The sequence below is a fragment of the Lactobacillus delbrueckii subsp. bulgaricus genome, from assembly GCF_046938665.1.
GTDB classification, from domain to species: Bacteria; Bacillota; Bacilli; order Lactobacillales; family Lactobacillaceae; genus Lactobacillus; species Lactobacillus delbrueckii_C.
In genome coordinates this window covers 44,803-62,610 of sequence record NZ_JBKZCD010000005.1, presented here as the reverse complement: position 1 = coordinate 62,610, position 17,808 = coordinate 44,803, and the positions used below count along the sequence as shown (strand labels likewise).

The following is a 17,808-nucleotide window of genomic DNA, read 5'->3' as shown; positions in this document are numbered from 1 at the left end:
CCTTTATTTTTGCTCAAATTAATTACTTAGCTGAGCTGGTCTTGCTTGCTGAAGTTGACTTTGCGCTAGTCTTCTTTGCAGCCTTCTTGGTTGACTTCTTAGCAGTCTTAGCTGCCTTCTTGGTGTCCTTAGCAACCTTCTTAGTTGACTTCTTAGCAGTCTTAGCTGCCTTCTTGGTGTCCTTAGCAGCCTTCTTGGTTGACTTCTTGGTAGTCTTAGCTGCCTTCTTAGTGTCCTTAGCAGCCTTCTTAGTTGACTTCTTGGTAGTCTTAGCTGCCTTCTTAGTGTCCTTAGCAGCCTTCTTGGTAGTCTTCTTGGTTGACTTCTTTGCGGCCTTCTTAGCTACCTTCTTGGCAGCCTTCTTAGTTGACTTCTTAGCAGCCTTCTTGGTGTTCTTCTTAGTTGACTTCTTAGCTGCCTTCTTAGTGCTCTTCTTGGCAGCCTTCTTAGCGCTCTTCTTAGTTGACTTCTTAGCAGCCTTCTTGCTTGATGATAAAGCTTCTGATGAGCTGCTCTTTGAAGCTTCTGATGAGCTTGAAGCCTTTGATGATTCTGATGAGCTAGTCTTCTTTGATGAAGTTGCTGAGCTTACTGAGCTGGTCTTCTTTGATGAAGTTGCTGAGCTTACTGAGCTGGTCTTCTTTGATGAAGATTCAGCAGCAGTCTTGTTGCTCTTAACTTCAGTCTTGTTTTCAGTTGCGGCCAGAACTGGGCTTACGCCAGTAGCCAGCAATGCAGCAGCAACAGTAGCTTTACCAAGGTTCTTCATTAAACGGTTGTTCTTCATAATACGGTTCCTTTCCCTATATCGGTATCAAAACAATTTTTATTACTTGCCCTTAATTATACTCAATTATTGAAGGATGTTAAGCTAAAAATTGAAGAAAATGAAAAAAGTTAGAATCAAACTTTTATCCTGCAAGCAGATAAAATTATCCAGCTTATTTTCAAGTTGAAAGAGCTTTTAGCCTGATTTTTTTCCACCTATGAACATTATATGATCGATTTCTATATGTCTACACAAAAACAAAAGTTATATTTTTAATAAAAAGTATAAACAAAAACAGCCCTGCTGCTCAGCAACAGGACTGTTAAAAGCCTTATTTCGATTTTTTCTCAACATAACAGAAAATCAGAATCGCACTGAAGGCAATAATCAAACCTAGAATAATCAGAGTCAGCTGGTTAGCTTCACCGGTTTGCGGCAGGCCAGAAGCAGACTTGCTGCTCTTGGCATTAGATTCTGCAGACGATCCTGCGGATGGGTTGCCCGGCTGTCCCGGCGCGCTTGGTGCACTTGGTGTGCCTGGCGTACCTGCCTTGCTTGGTGAGGTCGGCAGACCAGGAGTACCTGGAGAGCCTGGCAGACTGGCTGTCTTTCTCTTGTTATTCTTCTTTGTCTTCTTAGTCTTCTTAGTTTTCTTTGTCTTTTTGGTCGTTTTTGGCTTTTCATTTTCAGACTTCTGAGGAGTCGTTGGCTGGTCAGCCTTCGGCTGCTCTGGAGTCGTTGGAGTAGTTGGAGTTGACGGCGTAGTTGGCTGGCCAGGCTTTGGCGCGGTCTTCTTGGCGTCTTCGAAGGTCAAAGTACCTGATAGCTTGCCAGTAGCCAATTCAAGCGACTTGCTTTGGCTGGTCAAGACAACTTCATCCTTAAAGCCGCTGCCAGCAGTCGTTTGTTCAGTTGCAGTGTACTTGCCAAGTTTCAGGGATGGCAGAACGATCTGGCCACTAGCATTGGTCGTGTAGACCTTGCCGTTGACTGAGTCATCTGGGCCGGTGATCTTGAACTGAACGCCTGCAACCGGAGTTGTCGTGCCAGAGATGTACTTCTGGATCGTCAAGCTGCCCTTTTGGTCAACCGGTTGCTCTGGAGTAACCGGCTTAGCCGCATCATAGAAGGTCATGACATTGCTTGGCAGCTTGGTCGTACCGTCGTCAGCAATCGTCACCTTCTGTGTCTGACTGACCAGCTGGACGGAAGCCTTGAAGCCAGAACCTGGTGTGGTAAGTTCAGTTACCGTGTATTCGCCAGCCTTTAATGCTTCTGGCAGTTTGATCTGGCCGTTGGCGTCAGTGGTGTAAGTCTTGCCATTCACTTGCTCGTCTGGGCCAATGATCTTGAATTGGACGCCTGCAACAGCCGTAGTCGTGCCGGTAATGTACTTCTGAATTGCAAAAGTACCAGTCTTGGCTTCTGGCTTCGGAGTTTCCTTCTTAGCGTCGTAGAAGACCAAAGTGTCATTGGCTTGGTTAGTCTTGCCATCTGAACCAATCGTGATCGTCTTGGATTCATTAGTCAGATCAACGTTGTACAGGAATCCGGCACCAGCTTCTACTTGTTCAGTTACCGTGTAGGTCCCCTGCTTTAAAGAGCTTGGCATCTTGATCTTCCCATCTGAACCTGTGGTAAAGGTCTTGCCGTTTACCTGGCTATCCGGACCAGTGATCTTAAACTGCACACCAGCAACAGCCGTGGTCGTACCGGTAATATACTTCTGGATTGCAAAAGTACCGGTTTTTTCAACTGGAGTCGGCGGAGTTTCCGGTTTCTTTTTATCTTCAAAGACTAAAGTATCACCGGTCTTGTTCGTCTTGCCATTAGAATCGATCGTGATCGAAAGTTTTTGGCTCTCCAATTCAACCTCACCCTTGAAGTTGTTGCCGGCTTCCGTCAATTCTTCAACGGTGTACTCGCCTGGAGTCAATTCCGGAAGAGTGATCTGTCCGTTGGCATCCGTTTCTTTCGTCACGGAGTACTTGTCCGGGCCAGTGATCTTGAACCGAACGCCTTCAACCCCAGTCTTAGTACCAGAAATGTACTTTTGAATCGTGAAGGCACCAGTCTTTTCTTCTGACTTCGGTGTTTCCTTCTTCAGCTTGTCACTGAAGACTGCCTTGGCTACTGCCGCCTTGTCAGCTTCTACCGTGACCGTTTGGCTCTTTTCCTTAGCCGTTGGTTCTTCAACAACTGGATCAGAGTTCTTTACGCTCGTTTCAGTGATTGTGTAGTCACCTGGAGTCAAGTCAGTCAAACTGATCTTACCCTTTTCATCCGTTTCTTTCATTACGGAGTACTTGTTAGGACCAGTAATCTTGAACTCAACACCCTTGACTGGCTTAGAAGTATCAGCCTTGCCATCGGTCTTAGCGTACTTGCTGATTTCAAGGTTGCCCTTGGCCAGCTTGTCGCTAAATTGAGCATTTACCGTTTCCTTAGCCTTAACCGTTACCTTCTGCGTCTTTTCAGAGTCTGCAGTTGGCAGTTCTACGGCTGGACCAGACTTGGCTGTGCTAGTTTCGGTAATGGTGTATTCACCTGGAGTCAAGTCAGTCAAACTGATCTTACCATTTTCGTCCGTTTCTTTCGTTACGGAGTACTTGTTAGGACCAGTAATCTTGAACTCAACACCCTTGACTGGCTTAGAAGTATCGGTCTTGTCGTCTTCGTCCTTAGCGTACTTGCTGATTTCAAGCTTGCCATTGACCACTTCTGGCTTCTTCAGTTCATCGCTGAATTGAACCTTAGCTACCGCTGTCTTATCCGCCTTGACCGTTACCTTCTGCGTCTTTTCAGAATCTGCAGTCGGCAGTTCTACGGCTGGGCTGGACTTGGCTGCGCTAGTTTCGGTAATCGTGTATTCACCTGGAGTCAAGTCGCTCAAATTGATCTTACCATTTTCGTCCGTTTCTTTCGTTGCGGAGTACTTGTTAGGACCAGTAATCGTGAACTCAACGCCCTTGACTGGCTTTGAAGTATCGACCTTGCTGTCTTCGCCCTTAGCGTACTTGGTGATTTCCAAGTTGCCCTTGACTTCTTCCTTCTTCACCAGCTTGTCACTGAAGACTACCTTAGCTACCGCTGTCTTGTCCGCCTTGACCGTTACCTTCTGCGTCTTTTCAGAATCTGCAGTCGGCAGTTCTACGGCTGGGCTGGACTTGGCTGTGCTAGTTTCGGTAATGGTGTATTCACCTGGAGTCAAGTCGCTCAAACTGATCTTACCATTTTCGTCCGTTCCTTTCGTTACAGAGTACTTGTTAGGACCAGTGATCGTGAACTCGACGCCCTTGACTGGCTTTGAAGTATCAACCTTGCCATCGGTCTTAGCGTACTTGGTGATTTCCAAGTTGCCCTTGGCCAGCGTGTCGCTAAATTGAGCATTTGCCGTTTCCTTAGCCTTAACCGTTACGTTTTGGCTGGATTCAGCTGCAGTTGGAATTTCAACTACTGGACTAGACTTGATCGTTGACGTTTCCTTGACTTGGTATTCACCAGGAGTCAAGCCGGTCAAGCTGATCTTGCCGTTGGCACCAGTCTCTCTCGTTACTGAGTAGCCGTTTGGACCAGTAATCGTAAATTCTACTCCGGCAATTGGCTTAGTCGTGTCGGCTGAGCCATCGGCCTTCTTGGCGTACTTGGTAATTTCCAAGTTGCCCTTAGCCTGCGTATCGCTGAAGACGGCCTTGGCAGTTGTCGTCTCATCTTCCTCGATCGTGACTTCTTGAGTCTTCTCTGATTCGGATGGTTCTTCAACTACTGGGTCAGCTCTAGCTACGCTGATTTCTTCGATCTTGTACTTGCCGGCCTTGAGGTCAGTAAGCAGGATCTTGCCAGTCTCGTCAGTCGTTCTCGTTACGTACTTGCCCGTAGACTCATCCGTAATCGTGAACTCAACGCCTTTGACTGGCTTTGAAGTATCTGGTTTGCCGTCAGCACCCTTGACGTACTTGGAAATTTCCAGGTTGCCATGGGTCAGCACATCACTAAATTGAACCTTAGCAGTTGCCGTCTTGTCGGCATTCACCGTTACCTGCTGACTCTTTTCAGACTCAGCGGCTGGCAGCTTAACCTTTGGACTAGCCTTAGCTACGCTCGTTTCCGTGATCGTGTACTCGCCTGGAGTCAAGTCACTCAGGCTGATCTTACCGTCGGCACCAGTTTCTTTCTTGACTGAGTAGCCGTCTGGACCAGTAATCGTGAACTCAACGCCCTTGACTGGCTTTGAAGTATCGACCTTGCTGTCTTCGCCCTTAGCGTACTTGCTGATTTCCAGGTTACCCTTCATCAGCTTGTCGCTAAACTGCACCGTTGACGTTTCCTTAGCCTTAACCGTTACGTTTTGGCTGGATTCAGCAGCGGTTGGAACTTCAACTACCGGACTAGACTTGAGCGTTGACGTTTCCTTGACTTGGTATTCACCAGGAGTCAGGCCAGTCAAGCTGATCTTGCCTTCAGCATCAGTCTCTTTCTTGACTGAGTAGCCGTTTGGACCAGTAATCGTAAATTCTACTCCGGCAATTGGCTTGGTCGTGTCAGCTGAGCCATCGTCTTTCTTAGCGTACTTGGTAATTTCCAAGCTGCCCTTGACTTGCTCATCGCTGAACTGGACTTGCGCCACTGCCGTCTTGTCCGCGGTAACCGTTACCTCCTGGCTCTTCTCAGCTGCTGATGGTTCTTCAACTGCTGGACTTGAGTCCTTTACGTTGCTTTCGGTTACCGTGTACTTGCCTGGGGCAAGCCCGGACAGGTTGGCCTTACCGTTCTCATCCGTCGTCACCGTCTTAGAGTAGTTATCTCCAGTTACGGTAAATTCAACACCTAAGACTGGCTTGCTCGTGTCGGCCTTACCGTCTGCGCCTTTGACGTACTTGGAGATTTCAAGGTTGCCCTTGGTCAGTTCGTCGCTGAAGGTTACGCTCGCGGCCGTTGTCTTGTCGGCCTTGATCGTTACCTTCTGGGACTTGTCGGCTTCCGCTGGTTCTTCAACCTTTGGAGCTGACTTGGATACATCGGTTTCAGTGACCGTGTATTCACCCGGAGTCAGGTTGGTCAGGGCCGCTTGCCCGTCTTCGCCAGTCGTGACCGTCTTAGAGTAGTCATCTGGACCGGTTACCTTAAACTCGACACCGGAAATCGGCTTGGTCGTGTCGACCTCGCCGTCCTTATCCTTGGCATACTTGTGGATAAGCAAGCTGCCCTTGGTTGCCAGGTCGCTGAAGACCAGAGAGGCCGTCTTAGTCGTGTCGGCTTCAACGGTGATCTTCTGAGTCCGCTCGCTGGCTGCTGGCTCTTCAACGGCTGGCTCTGCCTGACTTACGTCAATTTCAGTTACGGTGTATTCGCCTGGAGTCAGATCGCTCAAGCTGATCTTGCCGTTGGCACCAGTCGTGAAGGTCTTAGCGTAGTTGTCTGGGCCAGTGATCAAGAACTCAACACCCTTGATTGGCTTCGACGTGTCCGCCGTGCCATCGTCCTTCTTGGCGTACTTGGAAACTTCCAGGTTGCCAGTGACTTGCGTGTCGCTAAAGACTGCCTTGGCAGTTGCCGTTTCATCTTCCTCAACCGTGACTTCTTGAGTCTTTTCTGATTCAGATGGTTCCGCAACTACTGGGTCGGCCCCAGCCACGTTGATTTCTTCAATCTTGTACTTACCGGCCTTGAGGTCAGTCAGTACGATCTTGCCAGTCGCATTAGTCGTTCTGGTTACGGACTTGCCCGTAGACTCGTTCGTAATCTTGAACTCAACGCCCTTGACCGGCTTTGAGGTATCGGCTTCGCCATCTTCCTCCTTAACGTACTTGGAAATTTCCAGATCGCCGTGAGTTAATACGTCACTGAACTGAACCTTGGTTGTCGCCGTCTTGTCCGCGGAAACTGTCACCTTCTTCGTCTTCTCAGACTCGGCGGTTGGCAGTTTAACCTTTGGACTGGCATTAGCCACGCTCGTTTCAGTAATCGTGTAATCGCCTGGCGTTAAGTCGGTCAAGCTGATCTTCCCATTCTCATCCGTTTCTTTCGTTACGGAGTACTTGTTAGGACCAGTAATCGTAAATTCAACGCCCTTGATTGGCTTGGAAGTATCGGCCTTGCCTTCCTCAGTTTCCGCGTACTTGCTGATTTCCAGGTTCCCCTTCATCAGCTTGTCGCTAAACTGAGCCGTTGCTGTTTCCTTAGCCTTCACTGTTACGTTCTGACTGGATTCAGCAAGACTTGGTACTTCGACTACCGGACTAGACTTGACCGTTGAGCTTTCCTTGACCTGGTATTCACCAGGAAGCAAGCCAGTCAAGCTAATCTTACCGTTTGCATCCGTTTCTTTCGTCACAGAGTAACCAGCTGGTCCGGTAATCGTAAATTCAACACCGGCAATTGGATTAGAAGTATCCGCAGATCCATCCGCCTTCTTGGCGTACTTGCTGATTTCCAGACTGCCTGTGCTTTGCGTATCACTGAAGACTGCCTTGGCGGTTGTCGTCTCGTCTTCTTCAATCGTAACCTCTTGGGCCTTCTCTGAATCTGCCGGTTCTTCAACCACTGGATTTGCTTCAGCTACGCTGATTTCTTCAATCTTGTACTTGCCAGCCTTGAGGTCTGTAAGCAGGATCTTGCCAGTCTCGTCAGTCGTTCTCGTTACGTACTTGCCCGTAGACTCGTTCGTAATCTTGAATTCAACTCCAGAAACCGGCTTGGTAGTATCTGCCTTGCCGTCTGCTCCCTTGACGTACTTGGAGATTTCTAAGTTGCCATGGGTCAATACATCACTGAACTGAACCTTGGTCGTTGCCGTCTTGTCCGCGGAAACTGTCACCGTCTTCATCTTTTCAGACTCGGCGGTTGGCAGCTTAGCCTTTGGACTGGCATTAGCCACGCTCGTTTCGGTGATCGTGTATTCACCTGGAGTCAAGTCAGTCAAACTGATCTTGCCGTTCTCATCCGTTTCTTTCGTTACGGAGTACTTGTTAGGACCAGTAATTGTGAACTCAACGCCCTTGATTGGAGTTGCTTCATCAGCATCCCCATCATAATTCTTAGCATACTTGCTGATTTCCAGGTTCCCCTTCATCAGCTTGTCGCTAAATTGGGCCGTTGCCGTCTCCTTAGCCTTAACCGTTACGTTCTGGCTGGATTCAGCTGCAGTTGGAACTTCAACTACTGGACTGGACATAACCGTTGACGTTTCAACAACTTGATATTCACCTGGCGTCAGGCCAGTCAGACTGATCTTGCCGTCAGCGTTGGTCGTTGCCGTCTTTTGGTAGCCATCTGGGCCAGTAATCGTAAATTCAACGCCCTTGATTGAGTTGGACGTATCGGCAGTGCCATCGTCTTTCTTGGCGTACTTGGTAATTTCCAAGCCGCCCTTACTTTGCGTGTCACTGAAGACGGCCTTGGCAGTTGTCGTCTCATCTTCCTCGATCGTGACTTCTTGAGTCTTCTCTGATTCGGATGGTTCTTCAACTACTGGGTCAGCTCCAGCTACGCTGATTTCTTCGATCTTGTACTTGCCGGCCTTGAGGTCAGTAAGCAGGATCTTGCCAGTCTCGTCAGTCGTTCTCGTTACGTACTTGCCCGTAGACTCGTTCGTAATCTTGAATTCAACGCCCTTGACCGGCTTTGAAGTATCTGGTTTGCCGTCGGCACCCTTGACGTACTTGGAGATTTCCAAGTTGCCATGGGTCAATACATCACTGAACTTAACCTTGGTCGTTGCCGTCTTGTCCGCGGAAACTGTTACCGTCTTCGTCTTTTCAGATTCAGCAGTCGGCAGCTTAGCCTTTGGACTGGCGTTGGCCACGCTCGTTTCAGTGATCGTGTACTCGCCTGGGGTCAAGCCGCTCAGGCTGATCTTCCCGTTCTCATTCGTTTCTTTCGTCACGGAGTAGCCGTCTGGACCAGTGATCGTGTACTCGACGCCCTTGATTGGCGTGCTTTCATCGGCTTCGCCATTGTAGTTCTTAGCGTACTTGCTGATTTCCAGGTTCCCCTTCATCAGCTTGTCGCTAAATTGGGCCGTTGCTGTTTCCTTAGATTTAACCGTTACGTTTTGGCTGGATTCAGCAGCGGTTGGAACTTCAACTACCGGACTGGACATAACCGTTGACGTTTCAACGACTTGGTATTCACCTGGCGTTAGGTCAGTCAGACTGATCTTGCCGTCATCGTTGGTCGGTACCGTCTTTTGGTAGCCGTTTGGACCAGTAATCGTAAATTCAACGCCGGCAATTGGCTGAGACGAATCAGCGGATCCGTCATCTTTCTTGGCGTACTTAGAGATTTCCAAATTGCCCTTGGTCAATTCATCACTGAATTCGACCTTGGCTACTGCTGTTTTATCCGCAGTAACAGTAACTTTTTGGCTCTTGTCAGCAGCTGCCGGTTCTTCAACTGATGGATTGGCGTTCTTCACATCAGTCTCAGTCACCGTGTACTCGCCTGGGGCAAGCCCAGATAAGCTGGCCATACCGTTTTCGTCCGTCGTTACAGTCTTGGAGTAATTATCCCCCGTTACTGTAAATTCAACGCCAGAAACTGGTTGGGCCGTGTCCGCCTTGCCATCTGCGCCTCTGACATACTTGGAGATTTCCAGGTTGCCCTTGGTCAGTTCATCGCTGAAGGTGACGGTTGCAGCCGTGGTCTTATCAGCCTTGATCGTTACCTTCTGCGACTTGTCAGCTTCCGCTGCTTCTTCAACCTTTGGAACTGATTTAGATACATCAGTTTCAGTGACCGTGTATTCACCTGGAGCCAGGTTCGTCAAAGCTGCCTGGCCGCTTGAATCGGTCGTAACAGTCTTGGAATAACCATCTGGACCAGTAACCGTAAATTCAACGCCAGCAATTGGCTGAGACTTATCTGTCTTGCCAGCTTCGTCCTTGGCATACTTGTGAACAATCAAGCTGCCCTTAGTAGCCAGGTCACTGAAGACTAGAGAGGCCGTCTTGGTCTGGTCAGCTTCAACGGTGATCTTCTGGGTCCGCTCGCTGGCTACCGGTTCTTCAACAACTGGATCAGCTTGACTCACATCCGTTTCAGTAACGGTGTATTCTCCTGGCGTCAGATCGTTCAAGCTGATCTTGCCGTTGGCACCAGTCGTGAAGGTCTTGGAGTAATTGTCTGGGCCAGTGATCAAGAACTCAACGCCCCTGATTGGCTTCGACGTGTCAGCTGAGCCATCGTCTTTCTTGGCGTACTTGGAGACTTCCAAGTTGCCAGTGACTTGCTCATCGCTAAAGGTCAGCTGCTTCTTGTCCTTGGAATCCAAAGTGAAGGTTTGAACCCGGTCGCTTTCAGCTGCAGGCAGCGATACTACCGGGCTAGCGCCAGCAACGCTGGTCTCTTCAACCTTGTACTTGGCTCCCAGCTTGAGGCCGGTCAATTCGATCTTGCCGTCTTTATCAGTGGTTGCGGTCGTGCTCGTCCCCGTTTCCGTGTTGGTGATCTTAAATTCAACCCCGGAAACTGGCTTGCTCGTGTCGGCCTTGCCATCTTCGCCCTTGACATACTTAACGATTTCAAGATTGCCCGTCGTCAGCTTGTCGCTAAAAGTGACAGACGCTGTCGCGGTCTTGTCGGCTGAAACGGTGACCGTCTTGGTCTTTTCTGATGCTTCAGGCTCTTCAACCTTTGGATCTGCTCCAGACACATCACTTTCCGTGATCGTGTATTCACCTGGCGTCAGGTCAGACAGGTTGATCTTCCCCTTTTCATCAGTCGTTGCCGTCGTCTCGTAATTCTCAGGGCCGGTGATCGTGAATTTCACGCCTTTGATTGGCGTACTTTCATCAGCCTCGTTCTTGTAATTCTTCGCGTACTTACTGATTTCAAGGTTCCCCTTCATCAGCTTGTCGCTAAATTGTGCCGTTGCCGTTTCCTTAGCCTTAACCGTTACGTTCTGGCTGGATTCAGCAAGGGTTGGTACTTCAACTACCGGACTGGACTTGATCGTTGAGCTTTCCTTGACTTGGTATTCACCAGGAAGCAAGTCAGTTAAGCTGATCTTGCCATCGGCCCCAGTCTCTTTCTTAACTGAGTAGCCATCTGGGCCGGTAATCGTAAATTCAACGCCGGAAATTGGCTTACTCGTATCAGCTGAGCCGTCGTCTTTCTTGGCGTACTTGGCAATGTCCAAGCTGCCCTTGACCTGGTCATCGCTGAAGGTCAATTGCTTCGTTGCGCTGGAGTTCAAAGTAAAGGTTTGGACCCGGTCGCTTTCAGCTGCAGGCAGCGATACTACCGGGCTAGCGCTATCTACGCTGCTTTCTTCAACCTTGTACTTAGCGCCTAATTTCAAGCCGGTCAACTCGATCTTGCCGTCTTTATCAGTGGTTGCGGTCGTACTCGTCCCCGTTTCCGTGTTGGTGATCTTAAATTCAACCCCGGAAACCGGCTTGCTCGTGTCGGCCTTGCCATCTTCGCCCTTGACATACTTGACGATTTCAAGGTTGCCCGTCGTCAGCTTGTCGCTAAAAGTGACAGACGCTGTCGCGGTCTTGTCGGCTGAAACGGTGACCGTCTTGGTCTTTTCTGATGCTCCAGGCTCTTCAACCTTTGGATCTGCCCCGGATACGTCACTTTCCGTGATCGTGTATTCACCTGGAGTCAGGCCGGACAGGTTGATCTTCCCCTTTTCATCAGTCGTTTGCACGCTCGAGTAGTTGTCAGGACCAGTGATCGTGAACTTCACGCCTTTGATTGGCTGTGAAGTATCGGCCTCATTCTTGTAATTCTTCGCGTACTTACCGATTTCCAGGTTCCCCTTGACCAGTTCGTCGCTGAACTGAGCCTTGGCTGGGGCCTTGCCGGTTTCATCCGCCTTGACTTGGATCTTTTGGACCGTCTTGGTGGTGTCAACCTGACCGTCAACCGTCGGCAGAGCTACCAAGGGACTGGACAGGATTGCTGAAGTTTCACTGACTTGGTATTCACCAGGCGTCAAATCGCTCAGCAGGATCTTGCCTTCGGAATTGGTCGTGGCCTTTTGGGAGTAGCCATCTGGGCCAGTAACCATGAATTCTACGCCGGAAATTGGCTTATCCATATCAACTTTGCCGTCAGCACTCTCGCCATACTTGGATATCTCCAAGCTGCCTTTAACCGCTTCGTCGCTAAACTGGACTTTGTCCGGGTCAGCTGCTTCTGATTTTTTGTGGGCAGTGACGGTGACTTTCTTAGCAGCATCATCCCCGGCCGGCAATTTAACCACCGGATTTGAAGCAGTCACATCAGTTTCAGTAACCGTGTATTCGCCCGGCAAAAGATTCTTCAGCGTGGCTGTCCCGTCAGTTCCGGTCGTAATGGTTTCTTCAAAGCCCAGCGCCGTGCTGGTAACCTTGAATTTTACGCCAGAGACTGGCTTTGACTTATCCGCTGAGCCAGCGGCATCCTTGAGGTACTTGGCGACCTGCAGGCTCCCTGTTGCCAAGCTGTCGCTGAAAGTTACCACGACCGGTTCAGTTGAATTGGTAATAGTAACTTCCTGCGTTTTTTCAGTATCGCTTGGCTCATCAACCTTTGGGTCAGCCTTGGAGACGTCAGTTTCAGTGACCTTGTACTTGCCAGGTTTCAAGCTGTCGAGACTGATTTTACCGTTCTTATCAGTGTAAAAAGTAGTCTCTCCCTTGCTGTCCTTGATCAAGTCGCCATTTGCATCAGCAATGGTAAAGCCCACGTTGGCAATTGGCTTGGACTTGTCTGGGTCACTGGCATCATTGGTCTTTTTGGCATATTTGTAAATGTCAAGGTTGCCTTCGGTCAGATCATCAGTAAAGGTGACTTCAGCTGGACTGTTTTTGTCAGCAGTAACAGTTGCCGTTTGCGTCGTTTTGTTGAGTTCGACCTTTGGACTGGAATCAGTGACGTCAATTTCAGTGACCGTGTAGTCGCCCGGCTTCAAGCCTGTAATCGTCGCCGTCCCGTTTTCATCGGTGGTGACGGTTTGAGTCTTGGTCGGGTCATCCTTGCTGGCCACGCTGAACTTCACGCCTCTGATTGGCTTGGAAGTATCTGCCTTACTGTCAGATCCCTTAGCATACTTGTGGATCTTCAAAGCACCTTCGTACTTGACACTGTAGTCAGTACTTGTGGACACGCTAGCTGTAGCAAACCTTGCCCCAATCATTGACTGGTGCTTCGTATCCGTTGCCTCAGGGTGATAGATATTCGTTTCCGTCAGATAGATGATGTTAGCAGAAGCAGACAGGTTTAAGGAAGTAGCTGGTTCATAATCTGCGACCAGCTGAAATTCCTGTCCGCCTTTTACCGTCGTACCACCATCCTTCAGCTCCATCCCCAGTTGCATGAGGTTTAAGTTGTAGACCCCATTGTAGCCAGCTGGTTCTTCAATCTTGAGCTTGCCGCTGACCCACTTGCCATCTTGGTAAGTAAAAGTCTTATCCCCGGTGATCTTAATATCTGCCGAACTCGGCTTTGACTCTAAGACACTCAGTTTAGCCGCTTCATCAAGAATCTGCTGGCCAAAAGAATTCAAGCCGACATTGCCGTCATTCTGCTTGAAACCATACTGGTTCATCAAGGTCCAAACCGCTGCCTGCGTTTGCTCAGCTGCTGCCTGCGCGCTCATCACTGTCCCAATTGGGAAAGAACTCTGGTATTCAGAGATAGCCAAAGGATTCTTATTGTTCATGACCAGTAAAGCAGCTTTATAAAACGCTGTGGCATAAATTTGACTGAGTGTATGCCCAGATGCAGTCTTTCCACCAGTAAAGTAAAGATTAAACAATTCCGCTTGAAATTCTTGCAAAGAATCGTAGTTACTTACGCCACTTCCCTTAGTATAGGTGAAAGTCTTCGACCCAATGCTATCTGGAAAGTCCGTTCTGATGAAGTCCGGCGGAACCAATTTAGCATTCAGCTCAGCTTCTGACACTTCACCGTCATCTGAGCCCAAGGTGTACATGTCCAAAGCATTGTTTGGATAACCCAAAATCAAGATAGCTTTGAGCTGCTTCCAGAAGGTATCCTTGTTCTTCTGGAAGGCATCATAATCCGCTTGACTCTTAAAGTCCGCGGGAGTAACCGACTCATCACTTTTGGTGTATTTCACGCCGCCGTCATAGTCAGGCCACTTCAGCTTATTGTTCATACAGTAAACATAGAACGGATCATCATCGGTGCCCACATAATAACTGCCAGATCCCTTGTCCAAGTTAATGTAAAAAGGATCATCGTCAGCCGCTTTCGCCGTCGCCCCTTCACTCAGCAGCAAAGCCAATGAAGTTGGAAAGAGCGTCATCACTACAGTGAGAAGAGTGACGGCTTGGTGGACGAATTTCTTCATCTTACCTTTCAATTTGATATTATGCATACCTTTCCTCATTTCTATTGACTACAACATCACAACAATAAGTATTCCCCCCTTTTCTTTCTATAACACATGTTAAATAATTAACTTGATTTTTAATCCACTTTGTATAAGTAAATTCAAATCAACCCGATACTTATATTTTATCAACAGCTACCGGTTCTTTCCAAGAAAGCGCTTTTGTTTTTTCGTTAAAAACCGCCATTCTCCCCGCTGCTATTGACCTCTTTAATTATAAATCCATTCCTATCGCAATAGCAGGTCCTTGTTTATTTTTGTTCTATTTTTCTAATGGTAATATATCAATGCTTAATTAAGCACTTGATAATAAAAAGTAGTTTGCAAATAAAATAACACTTACTTTTGTATCGTAAAAAATATGCAAGAATTAAAAAAACAATCCCGAAGGATCGCTTTTCCACATGTCATATTCTTGCAATTCTACTGCCACTTTCTCTCCTGGGCCCAGCCCCACATAAAAAGGGTCATGCCTAAGAGGGCCAGAAGCGGGATCGGCCAGTTCAACTGCCCCGTCTGCGGCAATCTTGGCGATTGCGGCAGGGTCGGCACGTTTTGCCGGCTGCTAGTAGAACTAGATGACGTTGATGCCGTCACAGTCGGCGTATTAGGTGTCTGCGGCTTGGTGCCCACCTTCTTCCCCGAGCTGACAGATGAGGAAGATGATGAATTTGGCACGGACGGAGTCGACGGCGTTTCTGGCTTAGACGGTGTCGTCTTCTCCAGCTTCGGCTTGGCAATGATCTGACTCATGCTCTGCCCGTCCTGCACATACGGCAAGACCAGAGTAAAAGGCTTGATCTTTTCATAGCCGTTAGCCGCAGTCGTCTGCGTTACCAGGTAAACCGCCTGTTCGTCAGCAGCAAGCGTAGCCTCCCCGCTGCTTGAAATCTGGCTGGTCTGCCCGCTAACTTCATTAGCGGCCGCGTAAGATGCCAGGCTCTGGGCAAAGGACTCAGTCATGACACTGCTTTGCGTCTTTGCCGAGATATCCTCGTCCATTTTGGCAAAAGCCGCCGTGTACTGGTACTTTCCAGCTTTAACTTCAGCCACCTTGTAGACCGACAGCTGGCCGCCGGCAACCGCGTTTCCGCTCGTATCCTTCATCTGGACAGTGATCGAAGCCTGGCCGGCTGCCTGGACCGGGCTGATAGCAAAGGAAAGCAGGCCCAGCAGGCTGACGATGAGGCTGAAAATTTTTGCCAGGTGTAAATGTCTCATGTGCTCCCCCTCCTTATTCAGCCGGCTTCTCTTTTCTGCTCCGCCGGATCAAGGCGATCAGCCAAATTACGACCAGCAGGCCCAGCAAGGCCATGGTGCCGTAGTAGATCAGCTTCTTCGGGGAAATGAAGAAGCCTGACTTGCCCTTCTTATCTTCCGGCAGGTTCTTTACTCTGACCCCTCTGACTAAAAGCCGTTCGGTGTTGATCCCGTAAGGCGTGCAGGTGAGTAGGGTGCAGTAGTCCTTACCTTTTTCAATCTGTAAATACTTGACATTGTTGGGCTTGACGACATGGATAGCGTCAACCTTGTAGGTGATCTTTTTGCCTAAAGTGGTGACCGTAAAATAGTCCCCCTTCTTCATGGCATCCAGGTCGGTAAACAAGGTCGCGCTTGGCAGGCCCCGGTGGCCTACCAGTACCGAGTGGGTCGACTTGCCCCCGATCGGCAGACTGGTCCCCTTCAAGTGACCAATCCCGTCACCCAGGACGCTGTTGGCTGTCCCATGGTAGACCGGCAGATGGACTTTGATTTTAGGAATGTCAACGATAGCCATCACGTCCGTGTCCGCTACTTTAAGCTGACTCGCGTAGCCCGGGACCAGGTTTGGGTGGTAAAAGGTTTCCGGATCTTTAGCCAAGGCCTGGTTATAGGCTCTGGCCTTTTTAAAAAGCTGCTGGCGCTGCTGTTTAGTCGCTTTTTTAACGGAGCCGGCATAACTGTTGACCGCGTTGCCGCTGTTTTGCGTATTTACATAGTCACTAATGACCGGGTACAAAAGGATGATGAAGCCGGCAAGGATCACCAAGAGCCGGATGATCAGTGACTTTTTGCTAGTTTTCACGCTTCTTCTTCAGGCTTGGAGCGGCGATTGCCAGAACAACAACGAGGGCACCCAGGCCTAAGAAGATGTAGCGGCCCATCCCACCAGTACTTGGCAGAACAAAGGCACTGTCGGACTTGTTGTTCACAGTCGTTTCGATCACGCCTGAAGCCGCGTCAGCTGACAAAGCGGTGTTGTCAACGCTCAAAGTCTTCAAAGCAGCATCAGCTGAGTTTTGGTTTTCAAAAGTTGCTGAGATGGTGAAAGTGATGTCGTCAGCCTTCTTGTAGCCCTTTGGCACAGTACTTTCCACGATCTTGTATTCACCTTGGTCAAGGCCAGAGAATTCGAACTTGCTGCCGTCAACGATCTTGGCAACAATGCTGCTGTTGTCAGTCGTGTGGTCCGGGTCAATAGTCGCGATAGTCTTGTAAGTGTCGCCGTCCTTCTTTTGCAGGGTAAAGCCCGCGCCAGTCAATGGCTTATTGTCATTACCAGTCTTGTTAACAACCAGTTCGTAAGTGTAAACCTTGGCATTTCTTTCAGTAGTCGTGCCAGTGCCATCACTGTACGGGTTGTTGGAGTAAGTCAGCTTGACCTTGTTGATGTTGCCGGCCTGGCCAACTACGGCGTTTTCGTTCAGCTTGGTGTTGTAAGTTACAACGATGGTGTCGCTGGTCTTAACCTTGCCGTCAGTAACCAGCTTCTTAAGGTCAGTCAATTCTACCTTGAAAGTAGTCGTACCATCGTTATTCTTAGTCGTAGTAACGGTGTAGTCAGTATCCTTAGTCAGCTTAGTGGCGTCAGTTGCCTTGATGCCTTGAGCGTAACCGGAAGTTACGTTTTCAGCTTGAACGACGATTGAGCTTTCGTCCAAAGTCAGGCCCTTTGGCAGGGTGTCAGTGAAGTAGTAAGTGTACTTGTCGTATGACTTGATCTGGCTGGAAACAGTCCCAGTGATCATGAAGGGCACAGTGTCGCCGATGTTGTAGTCAGTAGCGTCTTCGTACTTAGTGCCTTCACTGTTCATGACCTTCTTGTGGACGTCTGGAGTAGTAGACTTAACGTTCAAAGTCACATCCTTGTTGACCAAGGCAGTCAGCAGAGTTGCTGAATAGTTGTGCGGAGTATCTGCACTGTCCGCGGTTGCGTCAGCCAGCAGGTAGTAACCAGCGTTGTCAGTAGACAGGGTGTTTTCCCCGCTCTTGAAAGTCTGGTCAGCTGCCAACTTGGCTGAGCTGATCCCCTTGTAAACAGCGTCGGCGAACTTCCGCAAAGTAGCGTCTTCACCGGCAGTTGAGTTGTCAGACTTAGTGTGGTCCTTGATGAAGTCCTTCAAGCCGTCAAAGTCGCTGACGGTTGAACCGCTGGCATCAGTTGCAGCCTTTAAAACGATATCCTTGTACTTGCTGTTCAGAGTGTAAGTTACGGCATCGTCAGAACCAACGTCAGCCTTTAAGAGCTGGTAGCCGCTGTAGTCTGAACCAGTGCTGTTGATCGTCACCTTGATTGAGCTGGCCGCGTGAGCAGTGCTGAGGCTGCCTGGAATTGCAGCCAGCAAGCCGAACAGGAGAACCAGCGCGCTGAACAAGCTGCCCAGCTTTTGCGTAAGTTTTTTAGTCATCTTCCTAATCTCTTTCTATTCTT

5 protein-coding genes are annotated in these 17,808 nt (G+C 49.1%); all 5 read right to left on the bottom strand.

Translation table 11 applies throughout. From position 1 onward, the window contains the following. Positions 1 to 22: 22 nt before the first annotated feature. The 5 genes from ACLUXO_RS04575 to ACLUXO_RS04555 all read right to left on the bottom strand — a co-directional run bounded on the left by ACLUXO_RS04575 (position 23) and on the right by ACLUXO_RS04555 (position 17,785). Positions 23 to 787, bottom strand: coding sequence for a hypothetical protein (locus ACLUXO_RS04575; RefSeq protein WP_412136505.1), 765 nt, complete (start codon positions 785 to 787; stop codon positions 23 to 25). 313 nt (positions 788 to 1,100) lie between these two features. Then, positions 1,101 to 14,102, bottom strand: coding sequence for a SpaA isopeptide-forming pilin-related protein (locus ACLUXO_RS04570; protein WP_412136504.1), 13,002 nt, complete (start codon positions 14,100 to 14,102; stop codon positions 1,101 to 1,103). Between the two features lie 438 nt (positions 14,103 to 14,540). Beyond that, positions 14,541 to 15,338: a hypothetical protein gene (locus ACLUXO_RS04565; RefSeq protein ID WP_412136503.1), complete on the bottom strand. Its 798-nt coding sequence runs from the start codon at positions 15,336 to 15,338 to the stop codon at positions 14,541 to 14,543. 13 nt (positions 15,339 to 15,351) lie between these two features. Next, a complete protein-coding gene (locus ACLUXO_RS04560) occupies positions 15,352 to 16,182 on the bottom strand; it encodes a class C sortase (RefSeq protein WP_412136502.1) in 831 nt (276 codons plus the stop codon). Then, entirely contained in the window at positions 16,172 to 17,785 is a 1,614-nt protein-coding gene (locus tag ACLUXO_RS04555; RefSeq protein WP_412136501.1) for an isopeptide-forming domain-containing fimbrial protein, read from the bottom strand. Before ACLUXO_RS04555 ends, ACLUXO_RS04560 begins: the two co-directional genes overlap by 11 nt. Positions 17,786 to 17,808: the final 23 nt, after the last annotated feature.